21 protein-coding genes are annotated in these 26,132 nt (G+C 54.0%); 10 read left to right on the top strand and 11 right to left on the bottom strand.

The window, feature by feature from the left end; translation table 11 throughout:
• Window positions 1–10: 10 nt before the first annotated feature.
• The 3 genes from HFD95_RS07635 to HFD95_RS07625 form a co-directional block, all read right to left on the bottom strand.
• Window positions 11–1,072 carry a sugar phosphate isomerase/epimerase gene (locus HFD95_RS07635; RefSeq protein ID WP_167430051.1) on the bottom strand — a complete coding sequence of 354 codons (1,062 nt, stop codon included), beginning with the start codon at window positions 1,070–1,072 and terminating at the stop codon, window positions 11–13.
• A 26-nt stretch (window positions 1,073–1,098) separates the two neighbouring features.
• The gene (locus tag HFD95_RS07630) at window positions 1,099–2,328 is read right to left on the bottom strand and encodes an MFS transporter (protein ID WP_158149912.1); all 1,230 of its coding nucleotides are present in this window, start codon (window positions 2,326–2,328) and stop codon (window positions 1,099–1,101) included.
• A gap of 144 nt (window positions 2,329–2,472) precedes the next feature.
• On the bottom strand, window positions 2,473–3,384 hold the full coding sequence (locus HFD95_RS07625; RefSeq protein WP_167430050.1) for a DMT family transporter: 912 nt from the start codon (window positions 3,382–3,384) through the stop codon (window positions 2,473–2,475).
• A 231-nt stretch (window positions 3,385–3,615) separates the two neighbouring features.
• Between HFD95_RS07625 and HFD95_RS07620 the strand changes: the two genes are divergently transcribed.
• The gene (locus tag HFD95_RS07620) at window positions 3,616–4,632 is read left to right on the top strand and encodes a lipoate--protein ligase A (protein WP_167430049.1); all 1,017 of its coding nucleotides are present in this window, start codon (window positions 3,616–3,618) and stop codon (window positions 4,630–4,632) included.
• Window positions 4,633–4,810: 178 nt separating this feature from the next.
• Here the strand turns inward: HFD95_RS07620 and cspA are convergent, their stop codons facing one another.
• Together cspA and HFD95_RS07610 are read right to left on the bottom strand one after the other, a co-directional pair.
• A complete protein-coding gene (gene cspA / locus HFD95_RS07615) occupies window positions 4,811–5,023 on the bottom strand; it encodes an RNA chaperone/antiterminator CspA (RefSeq protein ID WP_003855207.1) in 213 nt (70 codons plus the stop codon).
• Between the two features lie 424 nt (window positions 5,024–5,447).
• Complete coding sequence (locus HFD95_RS07610; protein WP_033760352.1) at window positions 5,448–6,644, bottom strand: MFS transporter; 1,197 nt, start codon at window positions 6,642–6,644, stop codon at window positions 5,448–5,450.
• Between the two features lie 293 nt (window positions 6,645–6,937).
• Here HFD95_RS07610 and HFD95_RS07605 point away from each other — a divergent pair, with 293 nt between their 5' ends.
• Window positions 6,938–7,687 (top strand): NAD(P)-dependent oxidoreductase, encoded by a 750-nt coding sequence (locus HFD95_RS07605; protein ID WP_167430048.1) that lies wholly within the window; start codon window positions 6,938–6,940, stop codon window positions 7,685–7,687.
• Between the two features lie 141 nt (window positions 7,688–7,828).
• Here HFD95_RS07605 and HFD95_RS07600 read toward each other — a convergent pair whose 3' ends face one another.
• Window positions 7,829–8,722 carry an ABC transporter six-transmembrane domain-containing protein gene (locus HFD95_RS07600; RefSeq protein ID WP_033760348.1) on the bottom strand — a complete coding sequence of 298 codons (894 nt, stop codon included), beginning with the start codon at window positions 8,720–8,722 and terminating at the stop codon, window positions 7,829–7,831.
• A 104-nt stretch (window positions 8,723–8,826) separates the two neighbouring features.
• On the opposite strand from HFD95_RS07600, the gene HFD95_RS07595 reads away from it, so the two are divergent.
• From HFD95_RS07595 to HFD95_RS07585, 3 genes are all read left to right on the top strand, one after another.
• Complete coding sequence (locus tag HFD95_RS07595; protein ID WP_167430047.1) at window positions 8,827–9,402, top strand: TetR/AcrR family transcriptional regulator; 576 nt, start codon at window positions 8,827–8,829, stop codon at window positions 9,400–9,402.
• A 472-nt stretch (window positions 9,403–9,874) separates the two neighbouring features.
• The gene (locus tag HFD95_RS07590; RefSeq protein WP_167430046.1) at window positions 9,875–11,260 is read left to right on the top strand and encodes a diaminobutyrate--2-oxoglutarate transaminase; all 1,386 of its coding nucleotides are present in this window, start codon (window positions 9,875–9,877) and stop codon (window positions 11,258–11,260) included.
• 14 nt (window positions 11,261–11,274) lie between these two features.
• On the top strand, window positions 11,275–12,741 hold the full coding sequence (locus tag HFD95_RS07585) for an aspartate aminotransferase family protein (protein ID WP_010247242.1): 1,467 nt from the start codon (window positions 11,275–11,277) through the stop codon (window positions 12,739–12,741).
• 152 nt (window positions 12,742–12,893) lie between these two features.
• Here HFD95_RS07585 and HFD95_RS07580 read toward each other — a convergent pair whose 3' ends face one another.
• Window positions 12,894–13,769 (bottom strand): LysR family transcriptional regulator, encoded by an 876-nt coding sequence (locus tag HFD95_RS07580; RefSeq protein WP_033768473.1) that lies wholly within the window; start codon window positions 13,767–13,769, stop codon window positions 12,894–12,896.
• A 169-nt stretch (window positions 13,770–13,938) separates the two neighbouring features.
• Between HFD95_RS07580 and HFD95_RS07575 the strand changes: the two genes are divergently transcribed.
• Window positions 13,939–14,943, top strand: coding sequence for a nitronate monooxygenase family protein (locus HFD95_RS07575; protein ID WP_033768475.1), 1,005 nt, complete (start codon window positions 13,939–13,941; stop codon window positions 14,941–14,943).
• Between the two features lie 387 nt (window positions 14,944–15,330).
• Entirely contained in the window at window positions 15,331–15,465 is a 135-nt protein-coding gene (locus HFD95_RS22210; RefSeq protein ID WP_254920067.1) for a hypothetical protein, read from the top strand.
• Between the two features lie 279 nt (window positions 15,466–15,744).
• On the opposite strand, the gene HFD95_RS07570 is transcribed toward HFD95_RS22210, so the two are convergent.
• The gene (locus tag HFD95_RS07570; protein ID WP_167430045.1) at window positions 15,745–17,055 is read right to left on the bottom strand and encodes an MFS transporter; all 1,311 of its coding nucleotides are present in this window, start codon (window positions 17,053–17,055) and stop codon (window positions 15,745–15,747) included.
• A 207-nt stretch (window positions 17,056–17,262) separates the two neighbouring features.
• On the opposite strand from HFD95_RS07570, the gene HFD95_RS07565 reads away from it, so the two are divergent.
• Window positions 17,263–17,574 (top strand): VF530 family DNA-binding protein, encoded by a 312-nt coding sequence (locus HFD95_RS07565; RefSeq protein ID WP_010247254.1) that lies wholly within the window; start codon window positions 17,263–17,265, stop codon window positions 17,572–17,574.
• Window positions 17,575–17,647: 73 nt separating this feature from the next.
• Here HFD95_RS07565 and mqo read toward each other — a convergent pair whose 3' ends face one another.
• Window positions 17,648–19,297 carry a malate dehydrogenase (quinone) gene (gene mqo, locus HFD95_RS07560; protein ID WP_029519609.1) on the bottom strand — a complete coding sequence of 550 codons (1,650 nt, stop codon included), beginning with the start codon at window positions 19,295–19,297 and terminating at the stop codon, window positions 17,648–17,650.
• A 351-nt stretch (window positions 19,298–19,648) separates the two neighbouring features.
• Here mqo and dcuS point away from each other — a divergent pair, with 351 nt between their 5' ends.
• Entirely contained in the window at window positions 19,649–21,238 is a 1,590-nt protein-coding gene (gene dcuS, locus HFD95_RS07555) for a DcuS/MalK family sensor histidine kinase (RefSeq protein ID WP_207713350.1), read from the top strand.
• On the top strand, window positions 21,235–21,954 hold the full coding sequence (gene dcuR / locus HFD95_RS07550) for a two-component system response regulator DcuR (RefSeq protein WP_009093030.1): 720 nt from the start codon (window positions 21,235–21,237) through the stop codon (window positions 21,952–21,954). The genes dcuS and dcuR overlap by 4 nt, the downstream gene beginning before the upstream one ends.
• On the opposite strand, the gene HFD95_RS07545 is transcribed toward dcuR, so the two are convergent.
• Window positions 21,948–22,910 carry an FAD:protein FMN transferase gene (locus HFD95_RS07545; protein WP_132499017.1) on the bottom strand — a complete coding sequence of 321 codons (963 nt, stop codon included), beginning with the start codon at window positions 22,908–22,910 and terminating at the stop codon, window positions 21,948–21,950. The two genes, dcuR and HFD95_RS07545, sit on opposite strands and share 7 nt — an antisense overlap.
• A gap of 63 nt (window positions 22,911–22,973) precedes the next feature.
• Window positions 22,974–25,754: a flavocytochrome c gene (locus tag HFD95_RS07540; RefSeq protein ID WP_167430043.1), complete on the bottom strand. Its 2,781-nt coding sequence runs from the start codon at window positions 25,752–25,754 to the stop codon at window positions 22,974–22,976.
• Between the last annotated feature and the right edge of the window lie 378 nt (window positions 25,755–26,132).

Below are 26,132 nucleotides of genomic sequence, written 5' to 3'. Positions count from 1 at the left end.
CCATGCCGCCTCAGACGTCGCGATCCAGACCCAGCTGATGGCGCACCGCAGGGGCGTTCTCTGATAAAGCAAAATCATCAAAAGCGCGGTCAGCCACCGGGATGATATGCCGGCGGATGAATTCTGCCCCTTCACGCGCCCCGGTCTCGCCATCCTTCAGACAGCACTCCCACTCCAGCACCGCCCAGCCGTCATAGTCGTACTGGGCAAGTTTGCTGAAAATGCGGCTGAAGTCGATCTGGCCATCGCCCGGCGAGCGGAAGCGTCCGGCGCGCGCCAGCCACGGCTGATAACCGCCATATACTCCGCTGCGTCCATTTAATTGGTACTCCGCATCCTTAACGTGAAAGGCTTTGATACGCGGATGATAGAGGTCGATGAACTGCAGATAGTCGATGTGTTGCAGAAGAAGATGGCTGGGATCGAACAGGATATTGCAGCGCGGGTGGTGATTCACCTCTGACAAAAAGCGCTCAAACGTGACACCGTCATGCAGGTCTTCGCCGGGATGTATCTCATAGCAGAGGTCCACACCGTGATGGTCAAAACTATCCAGCACCGGCAGCCAGCGGCGCGCCAGCTCAGCAAACGCCTCATTAAACAAGGCTTCATGGTGTGGCGGCCAGGGATAGAACCAGGGCCAGGCGAGCGAGCCGGAAAAGGTGGCATGTGCGCGCAGGCCGAGTTTTTCAGACGCGGCAGCCGCACGCTTCAGTGTAGCGATGGCCCATTCGGTGCGCCGGGCAGGATCGCCTCGCAGCGCGGCAGGCGCAAAATTATCAAAAGCGAGATCGTATGCGGGGTTCACGGCAACCAGTTGCCCTTCCAGATGCGTTGAAAGCTCACTGATCTCCAGCCCGAAACTGGCCAGTGTTCCCCGCACCTCGTCGCAGTAAGTCTGGCTGACCGCTGCGTGCTCAAGGTCGAAAATAGCGGGCTGGTGGCAGGGGATCTGCAGTGCCCGGTATCCCAGCCCGGCGGCCCACTCCGCCAGCCCCGCCAGTGAGTTAAAAGGCGGCTGGGTGGTAATGAATTGAGACAGGAAGATGCCGGGTCCCTTAACTGTTTTCATCTGTGACTCCTGAGTTCAGTTACCGCTTAATCACGGTATTTGAATGAGAAGAAGAAAATAATCGCAATCACCGCAGCCGCCACGGCAGGGATCCACCAGAATATCGCCCAGCTCTCTGGGCTGGCGTTACCCGCCACCAGCTGATTGTAGAGCGCACCGGAGATTTGCGATCCCAGCAGCATGCCGATACCGTAGGTGAACATCACCACCATGCTCTGCGCCTGCCCCTTGACCTTTTCACCGGCGATCCGATCGGTGTAGATGAATCCCACCACAAAGAAGAAGTCATAGCAGACGCCATGCAGCAGAATGCCCAGATAAATCAGCGTGCGCGTCTCATCACTCATACCCAGCGCAAACAGTGCATAGCGGACAAACCACGCTGTCATGCCAATCAGCAGCATGACTTTCACGCCAAGACGGCGGAACAGCAGTGGAATGATCAGCATGAAAACAATTTCAGACATCTGACCCAGTGACATCAGGGTGCTGACTTCCCGGATACCGGCATCCGCCAGCCAGGAGGCGGTAAAAGCGTAGTAGGTGCCGAGCGGAATAGAGATCAGGGTGGCACATACAGCGAAGACCAGGAAATGACGCAGTCGCAGCAGTGCGAAGGCATCGGCGCAGAAGAGATCGCGAACTTTTAACGGCAATCCTTTGGCCGGAGCCGGCGTATGTGGCAGCGTCAGGCTGTAGATCGCCAGCAGTACCGAACAGAGCGCCGCCAGCTGGAACACTGCCACGCTGTCAGCAATGCCCGTTACACCGATAAAGATCCCCGCCACGATCCAGCCGATGGTGCCGAAAACTCTGACAATGGGAAAGCTTTTCTCGCTGCTGGCGAGGCTGTGAAAGGCGATGTTATTTGAAAGCGCCAGCGTCGGCATAAAGCAGAGCGTATAGCCAAATAACAGTGCGATCAGCTGCGCCCCGTTCTCCGCGATTAGCGCCTGGGGCACGAACCAGAGAATCGCTGCGCCCGCCAGGTTCATCACCGCCATTACTTTCTGCGAGGGAAAAAAGCGATCCACAAGCATGCCGAGCACAAACGGCGAGAGAATTGAGGCGATGGGCCCGGCCGAAAACGCATCCCCAATCAGCAACGGCATGTTGTGACGAGTCATTACCAGCCCCAGCGTCACCGACCAGCTGCCCCAGATAAAGAACTGCATAAACATCATCAGAGAGAGGCGCGGCACCAGCAGCTTATGCTGCATCTGCTGGCCTGCTCTCTCCTGCACTGTTGCAATCATGGGAATCTCACGAATAAGTAATCGATTACATTCTGATTGCTCACAACGTAAACGAATGCAGCCGAGTGTTCCTTCGCCGCGATCACAAATTATTAACTCTGCGTTATCACTCTGTAAATAACAAGGCGATGCCGGGCGGGCCGATCAGCGACTGGCATTAACTATCCGCGCTTTACGGAAGCGGTAACGCTCATACAGCACCGAGTAAAGGCCGCCTGCCACCACCAGAATCGCACCCATCACCGTGGTGGAGGTTGGCAGATTGCCGAGCAGCAGATAACCCACCGCCACTGACCAGATTAAGGTGGTGTAGTCGAACGGGGCCAGCAAGGACGCTTCAGCATAGCGCAGGCTCAGAGTCATCAGAATCTGAGTAATACCGCCCAGCAGCCCACATCCCACCAGTAACGCCAGCTGATTGCCATGCGGCACTTTCCAGCCGCCTGGCAGCGTGACCAGCGACGTTAAGGCCGTGGTGATAGCGAACCAGAAAGCGATGGCGCCCGGCTTCTCTTTGCCGTTAAGAAAGCGGATCTGCACCAGCGCACAGGCAGTACAGAAGGCCGCCATCAACGCCAGCAGAATACCCACCGATGCAGAAAGGGAAAATGTCGCCTGACGCGCCAGTGTGAGATGCCCGGAGAACATCACCAGAATGCCACTGAAACCGGTAAAGACCGCGACCCAGCGATGGTGACGCACTTTTTCGCGCAGAAATAGCGCCGCCAGCAGCACGGTAAACAGCGGCGCGGCATAGTTGATAGCCGTGGCGTCGGTCAGAGAAATGTAGAGCAGCGACAGATAACTGAAATAGAGTCCACCGGTTCCGGCCAGCCCGCGCACAAAATGCCCCCGAATATTGCGGGTGCGAATGCCGTCCAGCACGCTGCCCTGCAAGCGCAGCCAGATTAACAGCGGCACCAGTGCCAGCAGCGAGCGAAAAAATATTACTTCGCCGACCGGTATCGCCCCATCGAGTTCTTTTACACAGGCCAGCATCAGCGTGCTACTTAATGCAGCGGTGATCTTCATCGCTATGCCAGCGGAAGCGTTCATACGGATTTTGTTCTCTCAAAGGGAAAATAAGCAGGGGACTCAGCACACTCCACATCCATATTGTCATAATGTCCTACACCAATCTGCCGCGATTACTCTGCAGACGGCATTTTATCTTTTTTTGCCGCAGCATCACGGCATGAAGAGGCATGTAGTCCCGTTTCCCGGCTGGTACACTCTGCCTTCTGCCCTGCTTTATGGGCCTCTTCTCTTAAGGAACGGGAGTCACCGATGTCCACGCTGCGTTTACTGTTATCTGAATCCAACGATCCCTGGTTTAACCTGGCGGTAGAAGAGTGCATTTTCCGCCAGATGCCGGCCACCCAGCGGGTGCTGTTTTTGTGGCGTAATGCGGAAACGGTGGTGATCGGGCGGGCACAGAATCCGTGGAAAGAGTGCAATACCCGACGCATGGCGGAAGATGGCATCCGGCTGGCACGTCGCAGCAGCGGCGGTGGCGCGGTGTTTCACGATCTCGGCAATTGCTGTTTTACCTTTATGGCCGGCAAGCCGGAGTATGATAAAAGCGTCTCGACTGAGATCATCCTGCGCGCACTGACTTCGCTTGGCGTACCCGCGGAGGCCTCTGGCCGTAATGACTTAGTGGTGAACACCGCTGACGGGCTGCGCAAAATATCCGGTTCAGCCTACCGTGAAACGCCGGATCGCGGTTTCCATCACGGCACTATTCTGATGGATGCCGACCTCTCCCGCCTGGCGCATTACCTTAATCCGGATGTGAAGAAATTGCAGGCGAAGGGGATTACCTCAGTGCGCGCCAGAGTGACCAATCTGGCGGAGTTAACGCCGGGTATCAGCTATCAGGCGATCTGCTCCGCGGTGACGGACGCATTTTTCAACTATTACGGTGAGCGCTGTGAGCCAGAGAGGATCTCTCCCGACGCCCTGCCCGATCTGCCGGGTTTCAGAGAGCAGTTCGCAAAGCAGAGTAGCTGGGAGTGGAATTTCGGTCAGGCACCCGATTTCTCGCATCTGCTGGACCAGCGTTTTGTCTGGGGTGGTGTGGAGATTCATTTCGATGTAGAACGCGGCGTGATCAGCCGCTGTCAGATTTTCAGCGACAGCCTCAACCCTGCGCCGCTGGAAGCGCTGGCGCAGCGGTTGCAGGGTGTGACCTATCGGCCCGATGCCCTTGAACCGGTGCTGATTCAGCTTATTGCGGATTTCCCGGAGCAACGCGCGGAGCTGACAGAGTTGCAGCAGTGGCTGATCGCCAGCGTGCGCTGAACATTTTTTACTGGCCCGCGCGGATTTCTGGCGCGGGCAAAAAACATCGCGTAAGCATCCGGCAAATCATAAACGCAAAAAACCCGCACAAGGCGGGTTTTAATTAATTATCAATATCAGGCTTATCTGCTCAGGCTATTGCCATCACGCGTTGATAAGCACTATTGATAATTAAGGCTTACATAGGGACAACGTTTGCCGCTGAAGGACCTTTAGCGCCGTTTTCAATAGTGAATTCGACCTGCTGACCTTCGTCCAGAGTTTTATAATCGTTGCTCTGAATTGCAGAGAAATGTACGAATACATCTTTGCTGCCATCCTGAGGAGAGATAAAACCGAAACCTTTACCAGCGTCAAACCATTTTACTAAACCAGTCATTTTATTAGACATCGATAATTCCTTAATTTATGAGCCACAAAGTGGCGAAGATGGCCTGTCTTTCAGAAGGTAACTTACCAGGCTTTTAGGAGGAGACTCATGAATAAGGGTATCTTGTGATATCGCTTGCACTGAGGACTGCTTTACTAAAACTGCTTTGATAAGGTCTGTGTTCCAAACCGATGACGCTATTAAGCCACGCCTCACCGACATTAGCAAACATTATTTTAATTTACTTTTAACATCCAGACGTCCGGAGCGCCCTTGTTGATTTTCCGAGCATTTTGAAATATCAGGGATGACAGAATGATAATTTTCGCTGAACGGTCAGAGAGTAAATAATAGTGCGGTTAATCATTGCTGAAAAATAATACGGCGGCCCTGTACTAATAAAGCGCAGCGATAAACAGTATCGCTGCGCCCTGCTTTATAGAACTCAGGCCAGTTGAGTCTGCTGACGGGCAGCATGTCGCGCCGTGAGCACAAAGACCATCAGACCGGCCACGCCCAGCGCAACACCCACCCACGCGGTGGAGATCCAGCCATAGCCCAGCGACACCGTCAGGCCCCCAAGATACGCGCCCATCGCATTGGCAATGTTCAGCGCCGAGTGGTTCATCGCAGCCGCCAGGGTTTGCGACTCATTGGCGACATCCATCAGGCGAATCTGCAACGACGGCAGCAGCACTGAGCAGGTGCCGATCAGGAACGTGGCCAGCAGGCCGGTTGCCACATGCTGAACCAGCACCGGGAAGGCCAGCATCACCAGCACGTTCCATAACAGCGTCCAGCCAATAATATTCAGCACCGGGCCATCAGCCAGACGGCCACCCACCAGATTACCGATGATCATTCCCAGCCCAAACGCCACCATCGCCCAGGGGATCAGCGAGGGAGAGATGCCAGCAATGTTAATCAGCGTCGGCGCGATATAACTGAAGATAGCGAACATCCCGCCAAATCCTACCGCCCCCACCAGCAGGGTCAGCAGCACCTGCGCGTTTTTCAGCGCGCCCAGTTCCCGCAGCGGATGCGCATCCACATCGCCAGGCGTGTAAGGGACATAGCGGCCAATCAGCAGGCAGGTCAGCAGACCAATTGCGCCCACAAAGGTGAACACCACGTGCCAGCTAAATAATTGACCTATCCAGGAGCCCAGCGGCACACCAATCAGGGTCGCCACCGTCAGTCCCAGCATCAGTGACGCCAGCGCGCGGCCACGACGTTCAATCGGCACCAGCGAGGCGGCTACCAGCGACGCCACACCAAAGTAGGCGCCGTGAGGCAGCCCGGTCAGAAAACGCGCCACGAGCAGGCCGTGATAGCTGTCAGCCATCGCGCTGGCAACATTACCGATACTGAACAGCGCCATCAGGATCAGCAGCAGCGATTTACGTGCCATTCGCGCCGCCAGCACCGCAATAAACGGCGCACCGACCACCACGCCCAGTGCGTAACTGGCGATGGCGTTGCCCGCCTGCGGCTCGGTAATCGCAAGGGAGCGTGAAACATCTGGCAGCAGGCCCATCATGATGAACTCACCGGTACCGATGCCAAAGCCGCCCAGCGCGAGGGCCAGTAATGCCCAGCGGACAAAACCGGCATCGTCGGTTTTATGATTTTTTCTTAACAAAATTGATTCCCAATGGCCAGAACTGAAAAAACTGAAGTGAGCCGGAGAGAGAAAGCAGAGCGTGTTCCCGTCCGGGTGAAGCGGGCAGACTATAAAAAGTCAGGCTGCGCTTAGCAACCCATTTATGTGATCTGGCGCACAGTGAAGGCTGCGGGAACGTGGGCATTTATCCGTGCCACTCTGGCGCATAGCGACCTGTTTAAGATCACAATCCGGGAAGCTACGCAGGCCTGAGTCGTGAATCTCTGTTTAACTGACCTCTCAGCGCTTCTTTTGAATAACAGGATCAGCAGATGACGACCAGAGTTATCCTTCTTACCGGTGCCAGCGGGCGCATCGGGCGCACTTTCTTTGCGGCCAGCCAGAACAACTACCGTTTTATCCTGACCGATTTACGTGAGCCGGATTACGCGATACCCGCACCCCATCGTTTTATTGTGGCGGATCTGTCACAACCTGGTGCGGCGGAGAAATTACTGGCTGAAGAGCCTGTCGATACCGTCATCCACCTCGCCGGTATCCCGGATGCGCAGGCCAGTTTCGACGATCTGCTGCCCGCCAATATTCTCTCTACGACCTGGATACTCAAGGCAGCAGCTGAGCACCGCTGTCGTCGTCTGGTCTTTGCCAGCAGTGCGCAGACCATTGAGGGCTACCCGGCGGATGTCCAGATACATCCCGCCATGGCCGTCTCTCCCGCGAATCTGTATGGCGTCACCAAATGTTATGGTGAAGCACTTTGCGCCTTCTATGCCAGCCAGCACGGGTTGAGCTGTGTGGCGCTGAGAATCGGGGCGTTTGAACCTGCACTGGATAACAGCCTGCATAATGCGAGGGATTACAGCGCATGGCTGAGTCCGGAAGATGCCGTCAGATTGCTGACTGGCGCCGTCGAGGCAGAGAAGATCACCTTCTTTATTGGCTACGGCATTTCCGATAACCGCTTTAAGCGCTTTGATCTGACACAGACGCGAGAAGTGCTGGGCTATACGCCGTCTGATAACGCATTCAGGGCATTTTCGCCAGGTGAACTGGATTATTAACCCCTCCCTGAGCCGTAACCGCTTCCAGTCCCGAGTCGGCCCGTTAATTCTTCACCTCCGTTGCCGCCGGCCCGTCCGGCGGCTGCTTCAGCCCTCAACTGAGACAACGCCGAAAAGAAGTCAGCGGGTGAATCGGCAAAATCAGTGTGTGCCGGTATTCACCCGGCGACCTATGTCTTTCAGCTGGGAATATTTTTCCAGCAGCTGTGGGCCGTCATCCAGGCTCATGGCAAACATCCACATATAGGTCATCACCGAATAGATGTGACCCGCATTGGTCCCGCTACGGTTCGACATTACCGCAATGGTGACAGCAAATAGCAGTGCCGCCACGCTACCGATGGCCAGATAACCCCAGGCTTCCCGATCGGAGAGACGGATCCGCAGGCTGGCCAGCACGCCATAATGACGGTCCAGTGACGCAGCGTTAGCGTTGCTGACAAAGCTCACCTCTTTCTCCAACCGGTTATTCAGACGACCAAACAGCACATCGTTTTTGCGGGTAAATCCCGGCAGGAAACAGGCGAAGAACAGCAGGATCGCCAGACAGCCCGCGCCGGTCCAGAACTCGATAGCCAGCAGCATCACCGCGGCGCCGGTCATGGAGGCCAGCGAGGTAATCAGCACCGGCAGATGTTTCTCAAAAAAGTCGACAAACTCGCGTGACAAGGCCACCCGCGCGGCAATGGTGGACGCGCTCTGGTTTTCGCTACGCTGTGCCACAATCACCGGCACGGCCAGCCCGGCGTAAATACGGGCAAAGGTGCGGGTATCGACGCTGCGTCGTGCCGCTCCGATGGCCCACATGGTAAACACCATCACCGCATAGAGCACCGCATGCCAGGTCCTGCCGGAGAGAATCGCATTAATAGCGAAGCCCGCCAGCAGCGGATAGAGGAGATACATGACATTTTCCGCCACCACCAGCAGCAGCGTGAGGAACAGCTTGCGGCTATGGCGACGGCCGAGCATTTTTAATGTCAGAATAGCGCTGCGGGGTTTTGCTACCGGCAGGATCGTTTTTGAGGAATGCATAGTTTCTGTTTCTGATATCATGAGTCTTGAGCGGTTGCTCAAGAACGAAAAGCAGTCTATTTGAGCAGTTGCTCAAAGTCAACGTGACACTCATTGAGAGAGAGATGAAAGAGTCAGCTGAAGCACTGAGAGCCAAAATCCTGGATGCCGCGATAGTGTTATTTATCGAGAAAGGGATCGAAAAAGTGACCACTCGGGAACTCACTGAGTCGGTGGGCATTTCACGCAGTCATATTTATCACTATTTCAGCAACTGGCAGACGCTCTGCCTGGCAGCGCTTGAACGCTTTATGCACGTGGATTTAGAAAATTTTGCTGACTCCCTGACTCTACTCACACCCCGCCAGAGGTTGCTGACGCTGTTCGAAAGTCATCTGCCGAGCGCACCGGATGCAACCTGGCAACTTTATGCTTCATTCTGGCAGATGGCTGCGCATCACGAAGCCTATGCCGCGCTGGCAGAACAAATGACGGCAGCGTGGCAGGCGCTGGTGGAGGAGATAATTCGTGACGGTGTCACAGATGGAACGCTGCGTTGTGCCGATATCCCACGTACCGCCCGGCAAATCAGTGCGATGCTTAACGGCTATGCCGATTTGCTGACCATCAATCCGTCGGAGAAAAAGGCAAGCGAAGGGATGGCTGACTTAACGCAGTTTATTGATCATCTCCTGTCGTAACGTGGATCTGACGCGTTATAAAGGCTTTAACAACGCCAGATTTTAATTAAATGTTAATAAAAGGTTTATTATTTTAATTGGTCTGCGCTTTTAACCCGCTATAAATGCAGCTTCTTCAGTCAAACTGACTTATGCTTTTTCCATCTGAAAAGGCCCCTTTTTGATAGCGTTTTGCCCCGGAAACAGCTATTTACACAGATTATTATCATTGACTTAGCACGCTCCGCGCCGGGTAAGCTGGTGTTTTTACGCCACTTATTAACAACGGACTAGCGAAGCGGCAATAATGTATACGTTCACAAACTCACCAAATGATTGATTCCTATAGCAAAGAATCTGTTATCTGCCGATAAAATTAAACATTGAGTCGGACCTTAAAAACACCTATATTGGCCGCGCTTAAAACACATACCCCAATTTAAATACATTTATTCAACTGCGACGCTACGCCCGTCCCGGTTGTAGGAGAGATATGATGACGGATAAAGTCCGTATTGATAGTTTGAATGCACAGAACTTAAACGCAACCAATGAAACCTATTTAGCCCGTCAGGCTGAATTTGAATCAAACGTTCGAAGTTATCCTCGCAAATTGCCGTTCGCGATTGCGAAAGCACAGGGTGTCTGGATCACAGACGTCGAGAATAATCAGTATCTCGACTGTCTTGCAGGTGCCGGAACGCTGGCATTGGGTCATAACCATCCAGACGTTCTGCAGAGCATTCAAAATGTCATTACCAGCGGCTTGCCGTTACATACTCTTGATTTAACCACGCCGTTAAAAGATGCGTTTTCTGAGTACCTGCTCTCGTTATTACCGGGTCAGGGCAAAGAGTACTGCCTGCAGTTTACCGGCCCGTCGGGCGCGGATGCCGTTGAAGCGGCGCTGAAACTGGCGAAAAAACACACCGGTCGTTCCGGCATCATCAGCTTCTCTGGTGCGTATCACGGCATGACCCACGGCGCGCTGTCTGTTACCGGCAACCTGTCACCGAAAGAAGCCGTCGACGGCTTGATGCCGGAAGTGCAGTTCATGCCTTATCCGCACCTCTACCGCTGCCCGCTGGGCATTGGCGGTGAAGCGGGCGTGAAAGCGCTGACCTACTACTTCGAAAACCTGATCAACGACGTTGAGAGCGGCATTCGCAAACCGGCAGCCGTCATTCTGGAAGCGGTTCAGGGCGAAGGCGGTGTTAACCCGGCTCCGGCTGAGTGGCTGCAGCGCATCCGTAAAGTGACCAAAGAGCATGGCATTCTGCTGATCATCGACGAAGTGCAGGCGGGCATTGCCCGTACCGGTAAATTCTTCGCCTTTGAGCACGCCGGTATTGAGCCGGACATCATCGTGATGTCAAAAGCGGTCGGCGGCGGTCTGCCACTGGCGGTACTGGGCATTAAGAAAGAGTTCGACGCCTGGTCTCCTGGCCACCACACCGGCACCTTCCGTGGCAACCAGCTCGCAATGGCGACCGGCCTGACTACGCTGAAGCTGCTGAAAGATAACAACATCGCTGACAAAGTCGCTGCACAGGGCGAATGGCTGAAAGGCAAACTGGGCGAGCTGCAGCAGCGCTACCCGGTGATCGGCAACGTGCGTGGTCTGGGTCTGATGATCGGCATTGAGCTGGTGAAACCTGACGAAGCCGCTGATCACATGGGCAGCTTCCCGGCAGACGGCGAGCTCTCCGCGCTGGTACAGAAAAAATGTTTTGAGAACGGCCTGATTCTGGAGCGTGGCGGACGTCACGGCAGCGTATTACGTCTGCTGCCTTCCCTGCTGATCACAGATGCAGAACTGGACGTGTTTATGGATAAATTTGAAAACGCCCTGCTGTCAGCTGGCGTGAAACCAGTTTGAGTGGAGTGAATGCAATGTCCCGGTTAAACCCGATTCTGGCGGCCTCAGCACAGAGTACCGAGGCCTACCAGCAGGCGATTGCCCAGAGTAGCGCGGCCGTCGTGAAGTGGCTGGAACAACCTGAGATGTATCAGGGAAAAACCGTCGCAGAGCTGCGCGAGCGCATTAAGCTGGACTTCAATCCTCAGGGCCTGGGCAACCAGGCCGCGATTGAACGCGCCATTGAGTACTTCCTCAAAGACAGCCTGTCGGTTCATCACCCGCAGTGTGTGGCGCATCTGCACTGCCCGAGCCTGGTTATCAGCCAGGCGGCGGAAGTGCTGATTAACGCCACCAACCAGAGTATGGATTCGTGGGACCAGGCACCTTCAGCCACTCTGATTGAGATGAAGCTGATTGAGTGGCTGCGTTCCCAGGTCGGTTATCAGTCCGGCGACGCGGGTGTCTTCACCAGCGGCGGCACCCAGAGCAACCTGATGGGTCTGATGCTGGCGCGTGATGCCTGGTTTGCCCGCCAGGGTCATTCTGTTCAGCAGGATGGTTTAACCGGCGATCTGAAGAAGATTAAAGTCTTCTGTTCAGAGAATGCGCACTTCTCGGTTCAGAAGAACATGGCGCTGCTGGGTCTGGGCTATCAATCCGTGACGCAGGTGAAATGCGATCGCTTTGCCCGCATGGATATGGATGACCTGCGCCACAAACTGGCAGCCTCCAAAGCCAACGGTGAAAACATTCTGGCGATTGTTGCCACGGCGGGTACTACCGATGCCGGTGCGATCGACCCCCTGCGCGAAATCGCGGCGCTGGCGGCCGAAGAGAACATCTGGGTGCACGTCGATGCGGCCTGGGGCGGCGCGCTGCTGCTCTCAGAAAAGTATCGTGACTATCTGGATGGCATTGAGCTGGTCGATTCCATTACCCTGGACTTCCACAAGCAGTTCTTCCAGACCATCAGCTGTGGTGCTTTCCTGCTGAAGGAAGCACGCCACTATGAGCTGATGCGCTACCAGGCGGCCTATCTGAACTCTGAGTTTGATGAAGCGCAGGGTGTGCCGAATCTGGTGTCCAAATCGCTTCAGACCACCCGCCGTTTCGATGCACTGAAACTGTGGATGGGTCTGGAAGCACTGGGTCAGAAACAGTATGCCGAAATCATCGATCACGGTGTGACACTGGCACAGCAGGTTGCACAGTACGTTGATGAGCAGCCTGCGCTGGAGCTGGTGATGAAACCGCAGCTGGCCAGCGTGCTGTTCCGCTATCGTCCGGCGCATCTGGCGCACTTCAGCAGTGCGGATATTGCGTTGCTGAATCAGCGTATCGGTGATGCCCTGCTGGAATCGGGCCGCGCCAACGTTGGCGTGACCGAGTTCGATGGCGTGACCTGCCTGAAGATGACCCTGCTGAATCCGACAGTGACGCTGGAAGATATCAAAGTGTTGCTGACATTGGTGGAAACCACGGCACAGCAGCTGGTGTAAATACTGGAAATAGTGGCGTTAAGGTCACTATCAGAGGCGCCTCAGGGCGCCTTTTCTTTTTCTGTGTTTATCCCTTTCATTCATCGGTGAGGCTACAGTGCCTGTGCGCTGGTTTGCCGGACACCTCTGCCTCTGACCCTTTTGTGTAGCCCCTATCCGATCTTGTATTGACTCACCCATTCGGCACAAAACTCCAGATACGCGAGTGTGATGGCTGAAGGATGTTTGTGCCGGACATAGACCAGATGTAAAGGCATCGAGTGAGTCGGATAATCGGACAACAACCGCACCAGCTTCCCGCTCTCCACATCAGGTTTCACTAAAAAATCAAACAACAGCGATACTCCGGCACCGCTCAGTGCGTAATGGCGCAGGCCCTGCGTGTTGTTCGAGGAAAAAAACGGCTCAAATTTTACCTTCTCGTCTCCGGATACCCACTCAAAGGAACCACTGTTAAGCCCTTCCCAGCTGGCTATCGGACACGTCGCCAGCGCCGCCAGCGTCTGCGGATGTCCAAAGCGTTCAGCCAGTTCAGGCGTGGCAACAAACCATGCCTCGACATTCATAACCGGTTTGGCAATCACATCTTCGGTATGCAACTCGCCCAGCCTGAGTGCCACGTCAATGCCATCTTCAAACAGATCCACCACTCTTTCCCCTGAGTGGCAAAACACTTTGATATCAGGATAGCGTTGCTGAAACGCATGCAGCAATTCCCACCAGATGGTGAAGTCAGGCGGCACCGATATTCGCAGCTTGCCCGCCAGTTTGTGCGCAGACCTGACCGTTTTGGTGGCCTCTTCCAGCAATTCAAGGCCAGGTCGCGATTGCTCAAAGAACTGTTGTCCTTTATAGGTCGGCCTGACCCCTTTCTTTGATCGCTCCAGCAACTGTACACCCAGTGCCCGCTCCAGCTCGTTCACTTTCCGCACCAGCGTAGAGATGGGGATAGCTGTTCTCTCGCTTGCCGCTGAAAAGCTGCCTGCCTGAACGACTGCAATAAAGAGTTTTGTCGCGTTGAGATCCATTATCTTTCCATATCTGGCAAACATGTACCCAATTCTGACCATTTACATCTTATTTTCAACTATTAAACTCCCTGTTTTGACTAAGAGAATAAAAATAAAACGGCCTGTAAAAAAATTCTTATTTTAACGAATAAGTCTGGCTACACCGTATCCGGATAAGGAAAAAGCGATGAAAAACCGTGTGACAGAAATTCTGAATATTCGCTATCCCATTATTCAGGCACCCATGTACTTTCTGACCAATGCAACGTTTGTTGCCGCAGTATCAAACGCAGGCGGATTAGGCATAATTGGCCCCAACGCCGGGCAGGATACATTGCCGGACTCTCGTTTCATGGCGCTGGAGCGCATGCGTGAGCAAATCAGAAAAACCAAACAGCTGACCGATAAACCTTTTGGGGCAACCCTGATCAATGGGCCGGATATGAGTTTCTGGCGTCCAACAGCTGAAATGTTTGTTGAAGAGAAGGTAGAGGCCGTTTTAGTTAATGAAGTGCTTGATGCCGAAATATTCGAATTTCTGAAACAACATCGCATCAAAATCCTTTATCGTGCGCTGACGCCTGACGTTGCCAATTCACAACAGGCCGAAAAACTTGGCGCCGATATCATTGTCGCCACCGGATTTGATGAAGGCGGCACCGTGCCATCACGCATTATCGGAACGTTCAGCATCGTGCCCATGATCGCTGACAGTGTGAAAATTCCGGTGCTGGCGGCTGGCGGCATTGGGGATGTGCGGGGCGTGCGTGCAGCCATGGCGTTAGGTGCAGAAGGCGTCTGGATAGGCAGCCTGTTTTTAACCGCGCAGGAGAACCCGGCGGATGAGAAGGTCAAGCAGCTGATTGTTTCATCGAGCGCAGAAGATCTGCTACTTTTCCGCACCCTGCCCGCTTATTACCGGACATTGCCAACGCCGCTCAGTCCCAGGCTGGCAGAACTTGATGCGCAGGGCGCTGACCGTGAAACGCTGTTCACTGCAATGAATGGCTACCACTCTTTATGGCAGGCGATGCGACTGGGCAATTTTGACAAAGGCGTCGTTTCGACAGGCACCGGCATCTCAATGATCAAATCGGTGCGAACCGTCGCAGCCATCGTCGCCGATCTGGCACAGGATTTCATCACTCAGCCGGAGAAACAGAAATCTGACGACACCGTTCTCAGTCTGTAATCTGTTTAAAATTAGTGATGACTGCCGCCACCCTCGGGATCCGGTAGTCGGATGAGTCCCGACCGGGTCCAGCGCGCTGCCCGCAGTATTCAACTGTGGGCCGTTATTCAGCTTTTCCTCTTCGCAGCCTGAAGCCATACAGGTTCAACCCTTTTCAGTCAAACAGACACAAGATAAATTAACAGCTTTTATTCCCTCATTTAGATTTCGTTTATTTAAGAATTTGCATGACGCCTTTATTTCAGCAGAGTCTGGAAAACCGCATCGCGATCAATATATAAAGATTTTACTTCAGCCATAATTAATCAACACTCACGTTAAGTCACTGATAAAAGTGAGTAACATATTACAGATAAGAATAGTTTAATTTCACAGGAATTAACGCTTATGCTCCTGCGTAAAATAGTTATCATTCTTCTCGGTATGATTATGGCTGCTGTCATCATTATTGCCGACAACCATGCTCATAAAGTTAATTGCCGCGATCAGGTTTTCAGTTTGCCATCATCGCAAAGTGAATGACCTTGTCTGAATCCTTCTCTCCAGCATCCTCTTTGGCTTCAGACCTGTTGGCGGTGTTGATGACGCGAGAAGGTCAGTGACGTTGATCCGGCTGAATCGCTTACGGAATAAAACCCTGTTACATCGGCCTGAACAGAGCGGCACGTTACGCCAGTGATATTACAGCTGCATTTCTGATAAGCAGGCTTGTTTGTTGCCCTTCCCGGCAGACCTGTCAGTAAAAAAGGCTGCATGGCACTTCAGCAGCCTGAATTTCCCGCTCGGCTCGCTTACCGACACTTAGCGCGACGGTGGCTCATCCAGCAGCCGCAGATGATCATCTTTGTTCAGGGTCATCAGCGCGACAATACTGACCAGCGCAGTCGCCATCACATACCAGGCGGGGATATCGGGATTACCGGTCTGTTTAATCAACCCGGTGATGATCAATCCGGCACAGCCAGAAAACACCGCGTTAGAAAGCGAATAGGCCAGACCCAGTCCGGTATAACGCACCCGCGTCGGGAACATCTCTGCCAGCATCGCAGGTCCCGGTCCGGCCAGCAACCCGACCACTCCGCCCGCGATAAACACCACCAGCGCTTTCAGCAGCAGCCCGGTGCTCTCTGCCTGAAGTATGTTAAGCAGCGGCAGAGAGAGCACCAGCAGCAATACCGCCGCTGTCACCATCACCGCACGGCGGCCAATCCTGTCACTCAGCATGCCGGCCGGGATGATGGTGGCAGCAAAGCCCAGGTTCGATATCACCGCAATCAGCAACGCCTGGTTAAAGCCGGTGTGCAGCGATGCCTGCAGGTACGTCGGCATAATCACCAGCCAGGTGTAACCGGCCGCCGACCAGACCATCAGCCGACAGATACCGAGCAGGATCGTTTTCAGCGTATCGCCAAGGCTGGCGTCAACTTTTGTAACGGGTTTTGCCTGCTGCTGAATAAACGCCGGGGTCTCCTCCATCTGAACCCGCAGCCAGAGCGCGATAACACCCAGTGGCAGGGCAATGAAGAACGGGATGCGCCAGCCCCAGCTCAGCATCTGCTCCGGCGACAGCAGTGAGAGCAGCGCTACGATGCCCGCGCCAGCCAGTAATCCCAGCGCCACAGTAAAAGATTGCCACGCCCCATAAAGGCCCCGCTTACCGCGTGGTGCAAACTCGGTCATCAACGATACCGCCCCGCCATACTCACCCCCCGCGAACAGGCCCTGCAGAATACGCAGACCGGTCACGATCAGCGGCGCCAGGATGCCCAGATGGGCATAGGTGGGTACCAGGCCGATAGCCGCCGTCGCCAGCGTCATCATGATTAACACAAAAATCAGCGTGGGTTTGCGCCCGATGCGATCACCCATCCGGCCGAAAATGATTGCTCCGAGTGGACGGAAGAAAAAGGCGATGGCAAATGACGCATAGGTCAGCAGAAGCCCGGTCAGCGCTGACTCCCCTTCCAGCCGGAAAAAGTTCTGCGCTATCACGGTGGCAAGAAAGCCATAGACGGCAAACTCATACCATTCAATGAAATTACCTACCGAACCGGCAATCAGAGCACGTTTACGGCTGGCGGAGCTGAGCAGATTATCGACGGGCACAGACATGGCAGGGGATCCTTTTTGAGCATCATCAGTCGCTTATGATTAGCACAATCGCCGCACGCCTGCGCACTCTTCTGCCTGTCACGTTAACTCAGACACATAAATCTGCGCTTAACGCGCCACGGCATGCCCTTTTTCACCTTCACGCCTTGCACAACGGCTTTACGATTGTCAGGATGTGCGGCATTGAATGAATCAGGCGGATAGATGATGAACGCACAAACCTCAAAAGATCCTCTGCATGGCGTAACGCTGGAGATGCAGATAAACAGTTTAGTCGCGCAGTATGGCTGGGCGGAGCTGGGAAAACGGATCAACATTAACTGCTTTAAAAGCGATCCGAGTGTTAAATCAAGCCTGAAGTTTTTGCGGCGCACGCCCTGGGCGCGGGCTGAAGTCGAAGCGCTTTATCTCGCCTCGTTAAAAGAGGAACCGGCCTCCCGCGAAGCACCGTCTGAAGAGGCGGATCAAGCACCCGCAGAAGATCCCTGGGGCAACTGGCGCGGTAACCAGCCGGAGTAACGGGCAGAAAACGCAGCAATAAAAAAGCCCGCGCAGGATAACCTGTGCGGGCTTTTTTTACGTCAGTTCGCTGTTACAGCGCCATGTCGTGCTTCGCTGAAGGCGCTGCCTGCTCAGGCTGTGCTGCTGGCGCCTCGGCTGCTTTGCCATCCATGTTGATAACCGGCGGTGTGGTCAGCTGCAGAGTCGCAGCGGTGTCATTCCATACCTGCTGCAGCATCGGCACATTGTCATTCAGTTTCTGACCGTAGCCTGGGATCATCTTGTGGATCTTGGCCTGCCATTCCGCTGACTTAAACTCTTCCGGGAACAGTTTCTGCATCACGCTTAACGCGATAGGCGCAGCGGTCGATGCACCAGGAGAAGCACCCAGCAGTGCCGCCACGGTTTTCTGCTGATCGGTCACAATTTCTGTACCCAGTTTCAGCACGCCACCTTTGTCAGCATCTTTCTTGATGATCTGTACGCGCTGACCGGCCTGAATCAGTTTCCAGTCCTCTTTCTTCGCGTCCGGGTAGTACTCTTTCAGAGCTTCAAAGCGATCTTCTTCTGTCAGCATCACCTGGCCAACCAGGTATTTCACCAAGTCGAAGTTATCCATACCCACATCGGTCATTGGCACGATGTTATGAGTAGTGGTGGTGCTCAGCAGGTCAAACAGTGAACCATTTTTCAGGAACTTGGTTGAGAAGGTCGCAAACGGTCCAAACAGTACGACGCGTTTGCCATCCAGATAACGGGTATCCAGATGCGGAACGGACATCGGTGGTGCACCGGTAGACGCCTGACCATAGACTTTCGCCAGGTGACGATCGGCAATCGCCTTGTTTTCGGTTACCAGGAATGAACCGCCGACCGGGAAGCCTGCATAGTTTTCCGCTTCCGGAATGCCGGTTTTCTGCAGTAATTTCAGCGCGCCGCCGCCAGCACCAATAAAGACATATTTCGCGTCAACTGCACGCTCGTTGCCGTTTTTGGCATCTTTAATGGTGACGTGCCATGAGTTATCACCGTTACGTTTGAAATCGGTGACTTCAGACGAGGTTTCCAGACGGAAGTTGTCATTCTTCTTCAGGCTGCCGATTAGCTGACGGGTAATTTCACCGTAGTTTACGTCGGTGCCAACTGGCGTCCAGGTTGCGGCCACTTTCTGCTGTGGATCACGACCTTCCATCACCAGCGGTGCCCACTGCTCGATCTGCTTGTGATCGGTAGAGAACTTCATGCCCTGGAACAGCGCGGTTTTCTGTAACGCCGCATAGCGTTTAGTCAGGAAGTCGACGTTGTCGCCCCAGACGAAGCTCATGTGTGGCGTTGAGTTGATGAAAGAGCGCGGATCGTGCATCACGCCCTCTTTGATCTGCGAACTCCAGAACTGGCGTGAAACCATGAAGGCTTCGTTGATTTCCAGCGCTTTCGTCACGTCGATCGAGCCGTCTTTACGCTCAGGCGTATAGTTCAGCTCCATATTGGCAGAGTGACCGGTACCGGCGTTGTTCCAGCCGTTAGAGGATTCCAGTGCCACACCATCCAGCTTCTCAACCATGATCTGTTTCCAGCCAGGCTGCAGCTCTTCCAGCATGGTGCCCATTGAGGCGCTCATGATGCCGCCACCAATTAACAGGACGTCGGTTTTTTCTGGTGAAGTTTCAGCATGCAGTGCTGAAGAAACTAACAAGGCCGCGAGGGAAAGAGTGGGGATAACTTTCTTTGAATTCATCATTTTAATCTACAGCTCAGACGGTACTGGTTAAAAAAAGTCCTTAAAGTTTAAAATAATGTTATTTGTGAGTTAATGTGAAAATAGTTATAAAATTAAAAATAGCAATTTAGCCTTAATTTAATTACAAAAGGCTTACCGAATTGCTCACATATTTTAACCACACATTAAGGGTGTCCTTTGAATTATACAATCCCCTAACACAAATATTGTTCTCCGGCGATTGCCCGCGCGCAGACCGCTAAAACTGTACTGATGCGGTCAGTTAGCGTATGTTTCCGGGCGATCTCCCACCCGTGCTGAACGCCAATGACAAGCCAACCACAGAACCGACATGCCGTGACTAAACGACCCATGAAACTCAGTACCCTGACCACCCTGATGATGACCGCGGTTATCGTCACCGTGCTGCTTGCTGTCCATCTGCTCTATTTTGTGCAGATCGATAACTTTGCTCAGTCGCATCTTAAAGATAAGGCGATGGCGGTGGCACGCACTCTGGCAGACAGCCCTGAATTGCAGCGTGGGTTGCTGTTACCGGATGGCAGCAGCCAGATTCAGCCACTGGCTGAAGCCGCGCGCAAACGCAACGGCCTGCTGTTTGTGGTGGTGACGGATATGCGTGGCATTCGCTTTTCACACCCAAACGCGGCGGTGATTGGCAAACATTTTGTCGGCAACGATATCTATCCGGCACTCAGCGGGCGGGAAAATGTGGCGGTAAATCACGGCGTGCTGGTAGAGGCACTGCGGGTATTTACCCCGGTTTATAACGCAGAGCATCAGCAGATTGGTGTGGTGGCGATCGGCATCGCACTAAATGATGTGGCGGCGCAGATTGCTAAAAGCCGCTGGAACATCGTCTGGACTGTCTTATTTGGCGGCCTGGTGGGTCTGCTGGGGATTCTTATTCTGGTCAGGCGCCTGAAGAGCATTTTGCTCGGGCTGGAGCCGCATGAAATCTCCAGCCTGTTCGAGCAGCGTCAGGCGATCCTCAATTCAATTAAAGAGGGTGTGATTGCGGTCGACGATGAGTCACGCGTCAGCCTGATTAACCACGCGGCGCAGCAGCTGCTGCATGAGACCACCCGCAAGATGCCATTAAGCGGCGATCTGATTGCTGAAGAGAGCGTAATGCACCGCCATCAGCAGGATGCGCTGCATGCGGGCAAAGCCTGGCACGATCAGGAGCTGACGCTGGGTAATCGCATCCTGATCAGCAATACCGTGCCGGTTCGCAGTCGTGACCGCATTATCGGCGCGGTGACCACCTTCAGGGACAAGACCGAGATCAGCCAGCTGATGCAGCGTCTGGACGGCATGGTAAACTATGTAGACGCGTTACGTGAACGTTCCCATGAGTTCATGAACAAGCTGCATGTCATTCTGGGCCTGCTGCATATGAAAAACTATGCGCAGATGGAAGAGTACATCCTGAAAACCGCCAACGCCTATCAGACGGAGATTGGTTCGCTGCTGCAAAAGATCAAATCGCCCATCATTGCGGGTTTCCTGCTCAGCAAAATCAACCGGGTGACCGATGAAGGCCATCAGCTGATTATCGATGAGGCGAGTTTTCTGCCCGACTGCGGCAGCGAGGAGCAGAGCGCGGTACTGATTACGGTGCTGGGCAATTTAATTGAAAATGCGCTTGAGGCGCTGGACCCGGAAACCGAAGGGGAGATCCACCTCATGCTGCATTATCAGAATGGCTGGTTAGCCTGTGAAGTGAGTGATGACGGACCCGGGATCGACGGTACGCAGCTCAGCGCCATTTTTGAGCGTGGCGTCTCGTCAAAAGGCGAAGATCGCGGTGTCGGATTGTTTCTGGTTAAGCAGCAGACCGAAAGCCTGGGCGGCAGTGTCAGTGTCGAGTCGGAACCGGGTGTATTCACCCAATTCTTAGTACAACTTCCGTGGGAGAGAGGAATGATTACCCAATGATCAATGTGTTAGTTGTCGATGATGACGCCATGGTAGCCGAGCTGAATCGCTGTTATATCGGGCAGATCCCAGGCTTTACCTGCTGCGGCACCGCCTCAACCTTACAGCAGGCCAAAGAGCGGCTGGCGCAGGCCGAACCTCAGGTTGATCTGATCCTGCTGGATATCTATATGCAGCAGGAGAACGGTCTCGACCTGTTGCCGGAACTGCGCAGCGCAGGACGTCCGGTTGACGTGATTATTATCTCGTCAGCAGCAGATGCCGCCACCATCAAAACCTCACTCAACTACGGTGTGGTGGATTATCTGATCAAGCCTTTCCAGTTTGCCCGCTTTGAAGAGGCTCTGACTGGCTGGCGACAGAAAAAATCGCTGATGGATAATCATCAGTTCTATCAGCAGTCGGACGTTGATCAGTTGTTGCATGGCAATCCGCCGGGGGCCAGCGAGCAGAAGCGACTGCCGAAAGGATTAACACCGCAGACGCTGCGCACGCTGTGTCTGTGGATCGACGCCCATCCGGGTACCGAGTTCTCCACCGACGAACTGGCAACCGAGGTGAATATCTCTCGCGTCTCCTGCCGCAAGTATCTGATCTGGCTGGCGCAGATTAATATCCTGTTCACCAGCATTCATTATGGGGTCACGGGCCGTCCGGTTTATCGCTATCGCCTGCAGCCGGAGTATCACACTTTACTCAAACAATATTGTCAGTGAACCAGCCGGTAATCGGTGTCCAGTAACTGAAAAGAAAAGTGACGTTGTGACGAGCAGATCACCTGCCTGTCACGGGTCACAAATATCGCTTCAATGCCCGGTTGCTCCGCCAGGCAGGCAATGCCCTGCTCAACGCCAAGGCCGTAAAGCAGCGTGGTGTAGATGTCGCCATCCAGTGAACGGTCAGAGATCACGGTGACGCTCAGCAGGTCGTTATCCAGCGGATAACCGCTACGCGGGTCGAGGATGTGGTGATAACAGACGCCATCCAGCTCGAAATAACGCTCATAGATACCGGATGTCACCACCGAGCGATTATTCACCCCGATCACCCCGATCAGCTCATCGGCCTCACCAAATGGTTTTTTCAGGCCGATTGCCCAGCCCGCCTCTTCTGGCGGCGCACCCACCGTCTGCACATTTCCGCCCAGATTAATCAGCGCACTGCTGACCTGCTGCTGGCGCAAGAATGCCTGCACAACATCGGCGATATAGCCTTTGGCGATGGCGCCCAGGTCAATTTCCATCCCCGGCCGGGCCAGCATGACACTGCGGCTTGCGTTATCAAGAATAACGTCATGCGGATTCGTCAGCGCTATGCGCGCCTGAAGTTCTGTCTCTGATGGAACACGGTGGCCCTGAAAGCCGATTTTCCAGCACTTCACCAGCGGGCCGATTGCCAGATTAAACAGGCTGTCGGGCAGCAGGCTCACCGCATGCGCGCAGGCGATCAGGTCAAACACCGGCTGACTCACGACCACCGGATGCTGCCCTGCCGCGTGATTAATCGCCATCACCTCAGACGCCGCGCGGTTAACCGTGAAGAGATTCTCCTGCTGTTTAATCAGGCGGAAGACCTGTCCGGCCAGGGTCTGATTATCGTTGAAGAGTTTGAGCAGGATGGGTGAACCCATTAAGACAGCGGAGTAAGCATAGACACGCGCATCAGTTAACATAGGCGACTCTGCTTTAAAGAGAAAAGAACGGCATCCGCAGAGCGCGGATGCCGGAGACGACCCTTAACGTCGGGCGTAAGCGGCGGCGTTACCACCGGCCAGAATGCCGAAGATAATGATATCGGCGACTGCGTTACCGCCGATGCGGTTCGCGCCGTGAATGCCGCCAACCACTTCGCCACAGGCCCAGGCGCCGTTAATCACCTGTTTCTGGCTGTCCAGCACCGCGGTGGTGGTGTCGATGGTGACGCCGCCCATGGTGTGGTGTACGCCCGGTGCAACACGAATCGCGTAGAACGGCGCTTCACTCAGAGGATGACGCAGCGCGGTCTGGCGACCGAAGTCTTCATCTTTCTGCATGATAACGAAGTTGTTGTAACGGGCCAGCGTGGCTTCCAGCGTATGATGCTCACTCATGTTGAGCTTCACCGCCAGTTCCGCCACGGTTGGCGCGCTGACCACAAAGCCTTTGGCGATATATTCGTCAGCCGCTTTGTTATTCATCCGCACCTGCTCGTCAAACACAATCCAGGCACTCTTCTCTGGCAAGGCGATAATCTGCGCCGAGACTTTATCGCGGGTTTCCATTTCGTTGTAGAAGCGCTCACCCGCCTGACTGACCAGGATAGCACCGCCGCCACGAATGGATTCGGAGACCAGATAAGAGGTGGTCTGTTCAACCGTTGGATGAATCTGGATTTCGCCCATATCCACGGTACCGGCACCAATTTTTTCCAGCATGGCAATACCGCTGCCGGTGGCGCCTTTGTGGTTGGTGGTGACAAAGCCATCGAGTTCAGGGCGATATTTCACTACCAGTTCACGGTTCGCACTGAATCCGCCGGTCGCCACAATCACGCTTTTCGCGTTCAGGATACGGCTGTCGTTGTACTCATCGACCACTCTCACACCCGCTACTGCGCCTTTCTCATAAAGGATTTCTGAGACTGAGGTTTCAAGCAGGACTTCGATGTTGCGGCTGTTGATGTTTTTAACCAGACCGCTGATCAGGAAGCCACCCACCGCTGAACGATCCGCCGGACGGTGGGTACGATCGATGCTCATCCCGCCGGTAATGGTGATGTCGTTAAGCTCAATGCCGTGATTCGCCAGCCACTCAATCGCCTCCGGCGCCAGCTCTACAAACTCACGCAGCAGCACCGGATTATTTTTAAACTGACCGCCTTTCAGCGTCTCCTCGTAGAACAGCTCTTTGCTGTCTTCGATGCCTTTGAGTTTCTGGAAACGGGTTTCCGCGGCGTTCATGCCCACTGAGGCTTTAATGGTGTTACCGCCGATGGTCGGCATCTTCTCGATGATGACCACGCGCGCCCCTTCATCGTGCGCCTGAATCGCCGCCGCAAGACCGGCGCCGCCGCTGCCCACAATCACCACATCGTAATTCTGCGGTGCGTTAGGGTTGCCGCCCTCTTCAATCACATGCTCTTTGCTGGAGGTGGTCAGCGCGCGTGAAACCGCTTTTTTCAGCGCCTCACTCTGGGTAGTCGCACCGGTAATCGCATCGACGTGCGGGCTGTTAGCCACCAGGATGCGGCTACGCAGGCTTTCAAAGGTGGTGGTGAAGTCCACATCCAGGGTGTCATCCGGCACCAGCGAGATGTCGGTGATACGGTCAGTATCCAGCGTAACGTTGATTTTCAGTTTCAGCGCTTCGGCTTCGACTTTTTCCTGATAGACGCCCGCTTTGTATTTACGGCCCGATTCACTCATGTCGCGGATCATCGCATCGACCAGGGAGAAGCGCCACAGCGGTTCCGGGATCTGCAGCTCTTCGCGTTTGTTGCTGTCGATGTAGAGATCAAGGTGTTCGTTATTGATGATGCGGTCAGCCCAGTTCGGGTAAGCGATGCAGGCTTTACCAATCGCCACCAGATCGTAGCCTTTCTCCAGCGCCAGCTCGGCATCGGCTTTATTGACGACGCCGCCAACACCAATCACCGGTACTTTTGCCAGCACAGGCGAACGCATCGCGACGAATTTCTCAATCAGCGGCGTCGGATCCTGAGTATCGACAATTGACGGACGCAGCAGCTGACCTACCGAGAAATGGACGTAATCGAGTCCACGCGCCGCCAGTTTTTCCAGCAGATAGAGTGTGTCGTCAAAGCGAATGCCGGGCACTTCGATCTCTTCCGGGGAGAAGCGATAGCCGATGATGAAAGAGTTATGGGCGAAGCGCTCAGCCATCTTGTGGGTGATTTCCAGCACTTCCAGCGGGAAGCGTGCGCGGTTATCGCGGCTGCCGCCCCACTTGTCATCGCGCTGGTTAGAGTTCGGCGAATAGAACTGCTGAATCAGGTAGGTGTTAGCACCATGAATTTCGACGCCATCGAAACCGGCCTTGATAGCGCGGTTCACCGCATCACCAAATTTGGTGATCATGGTTTCGACTTCTTCGGCGCTCAGCGCCAGGGGTTTAGTTGCACCTTCACGCGGTGCCGCGATGGCGCTTGGCGCAACCGGCGTTTTGCCACCAATCAGCTCCGGTTCCACCATACGGCCGCCGTGATAGATCTGCAAAATGGCCGTAGAGCCTTCAGATTTAATCGCGTCCGCAATGCGTTTCAGACCAGGGATTTTGTTGTCGCTGTCGATAGCAATGGCACCCGGAAATGCCGGGCCACGGTTGTCAATGAAGCAGCATTCAACGATCACGGTTCCGATGCTGCCTGCACGTGCGCGATAGTACTCGACCAGCTCACTGGTGACCGTACCGTCATAAAAGCCGGTACAGGTGGTCATCGGTGCCATTACCAGTCGGTTTTTCAACACAGCGCCATTAGGCAGGGTCAGTGGATTAAGAATAGGGGTGAGAGATTTCATTGCGATAAACTCCAAGATTTAAAAGTCTGGAAATTTTTTAGCGGACGCAAATTATCGCTTAATTAAGTGGTCCGATGTCATGAGACTAATATACCCTTTTCTTTGCTTTCATAAGCGATAAATTTACTTTTTTAACTTTTAAATGATTTAGAGTTTTTATTTGCCGAATGCATAAAGTGAAGTTATATTAATTGTTAACCATGGGTAACCAAAAATCAACCATTCGTTTACATAAAAAATAAATCGTTTATCATCATGCAGTTAAAGCAAGGCATTCAGTTTGCGTGAGCTGGTGATTTGTCGACCAGCTTCACAGAACTGTCAAAATGTCGATGCCGTAAATATAAATAAAAAATAAATGTTAAAAATGGGGAATAA

It is taken from the genome of Pantoea sp. EKM10T (assembly GCF_011800685.1).
GTDB classification, from domain to species: Bacteria; Pseudomonadota; Gammaproteobacteria; order Enterobacterales; family Enterobacteriaceae; genus Pantoea; species Pantoea agglomerans.
This window is presented reverse-complemented; position numbering and strand designations above follow the sequence as displayed.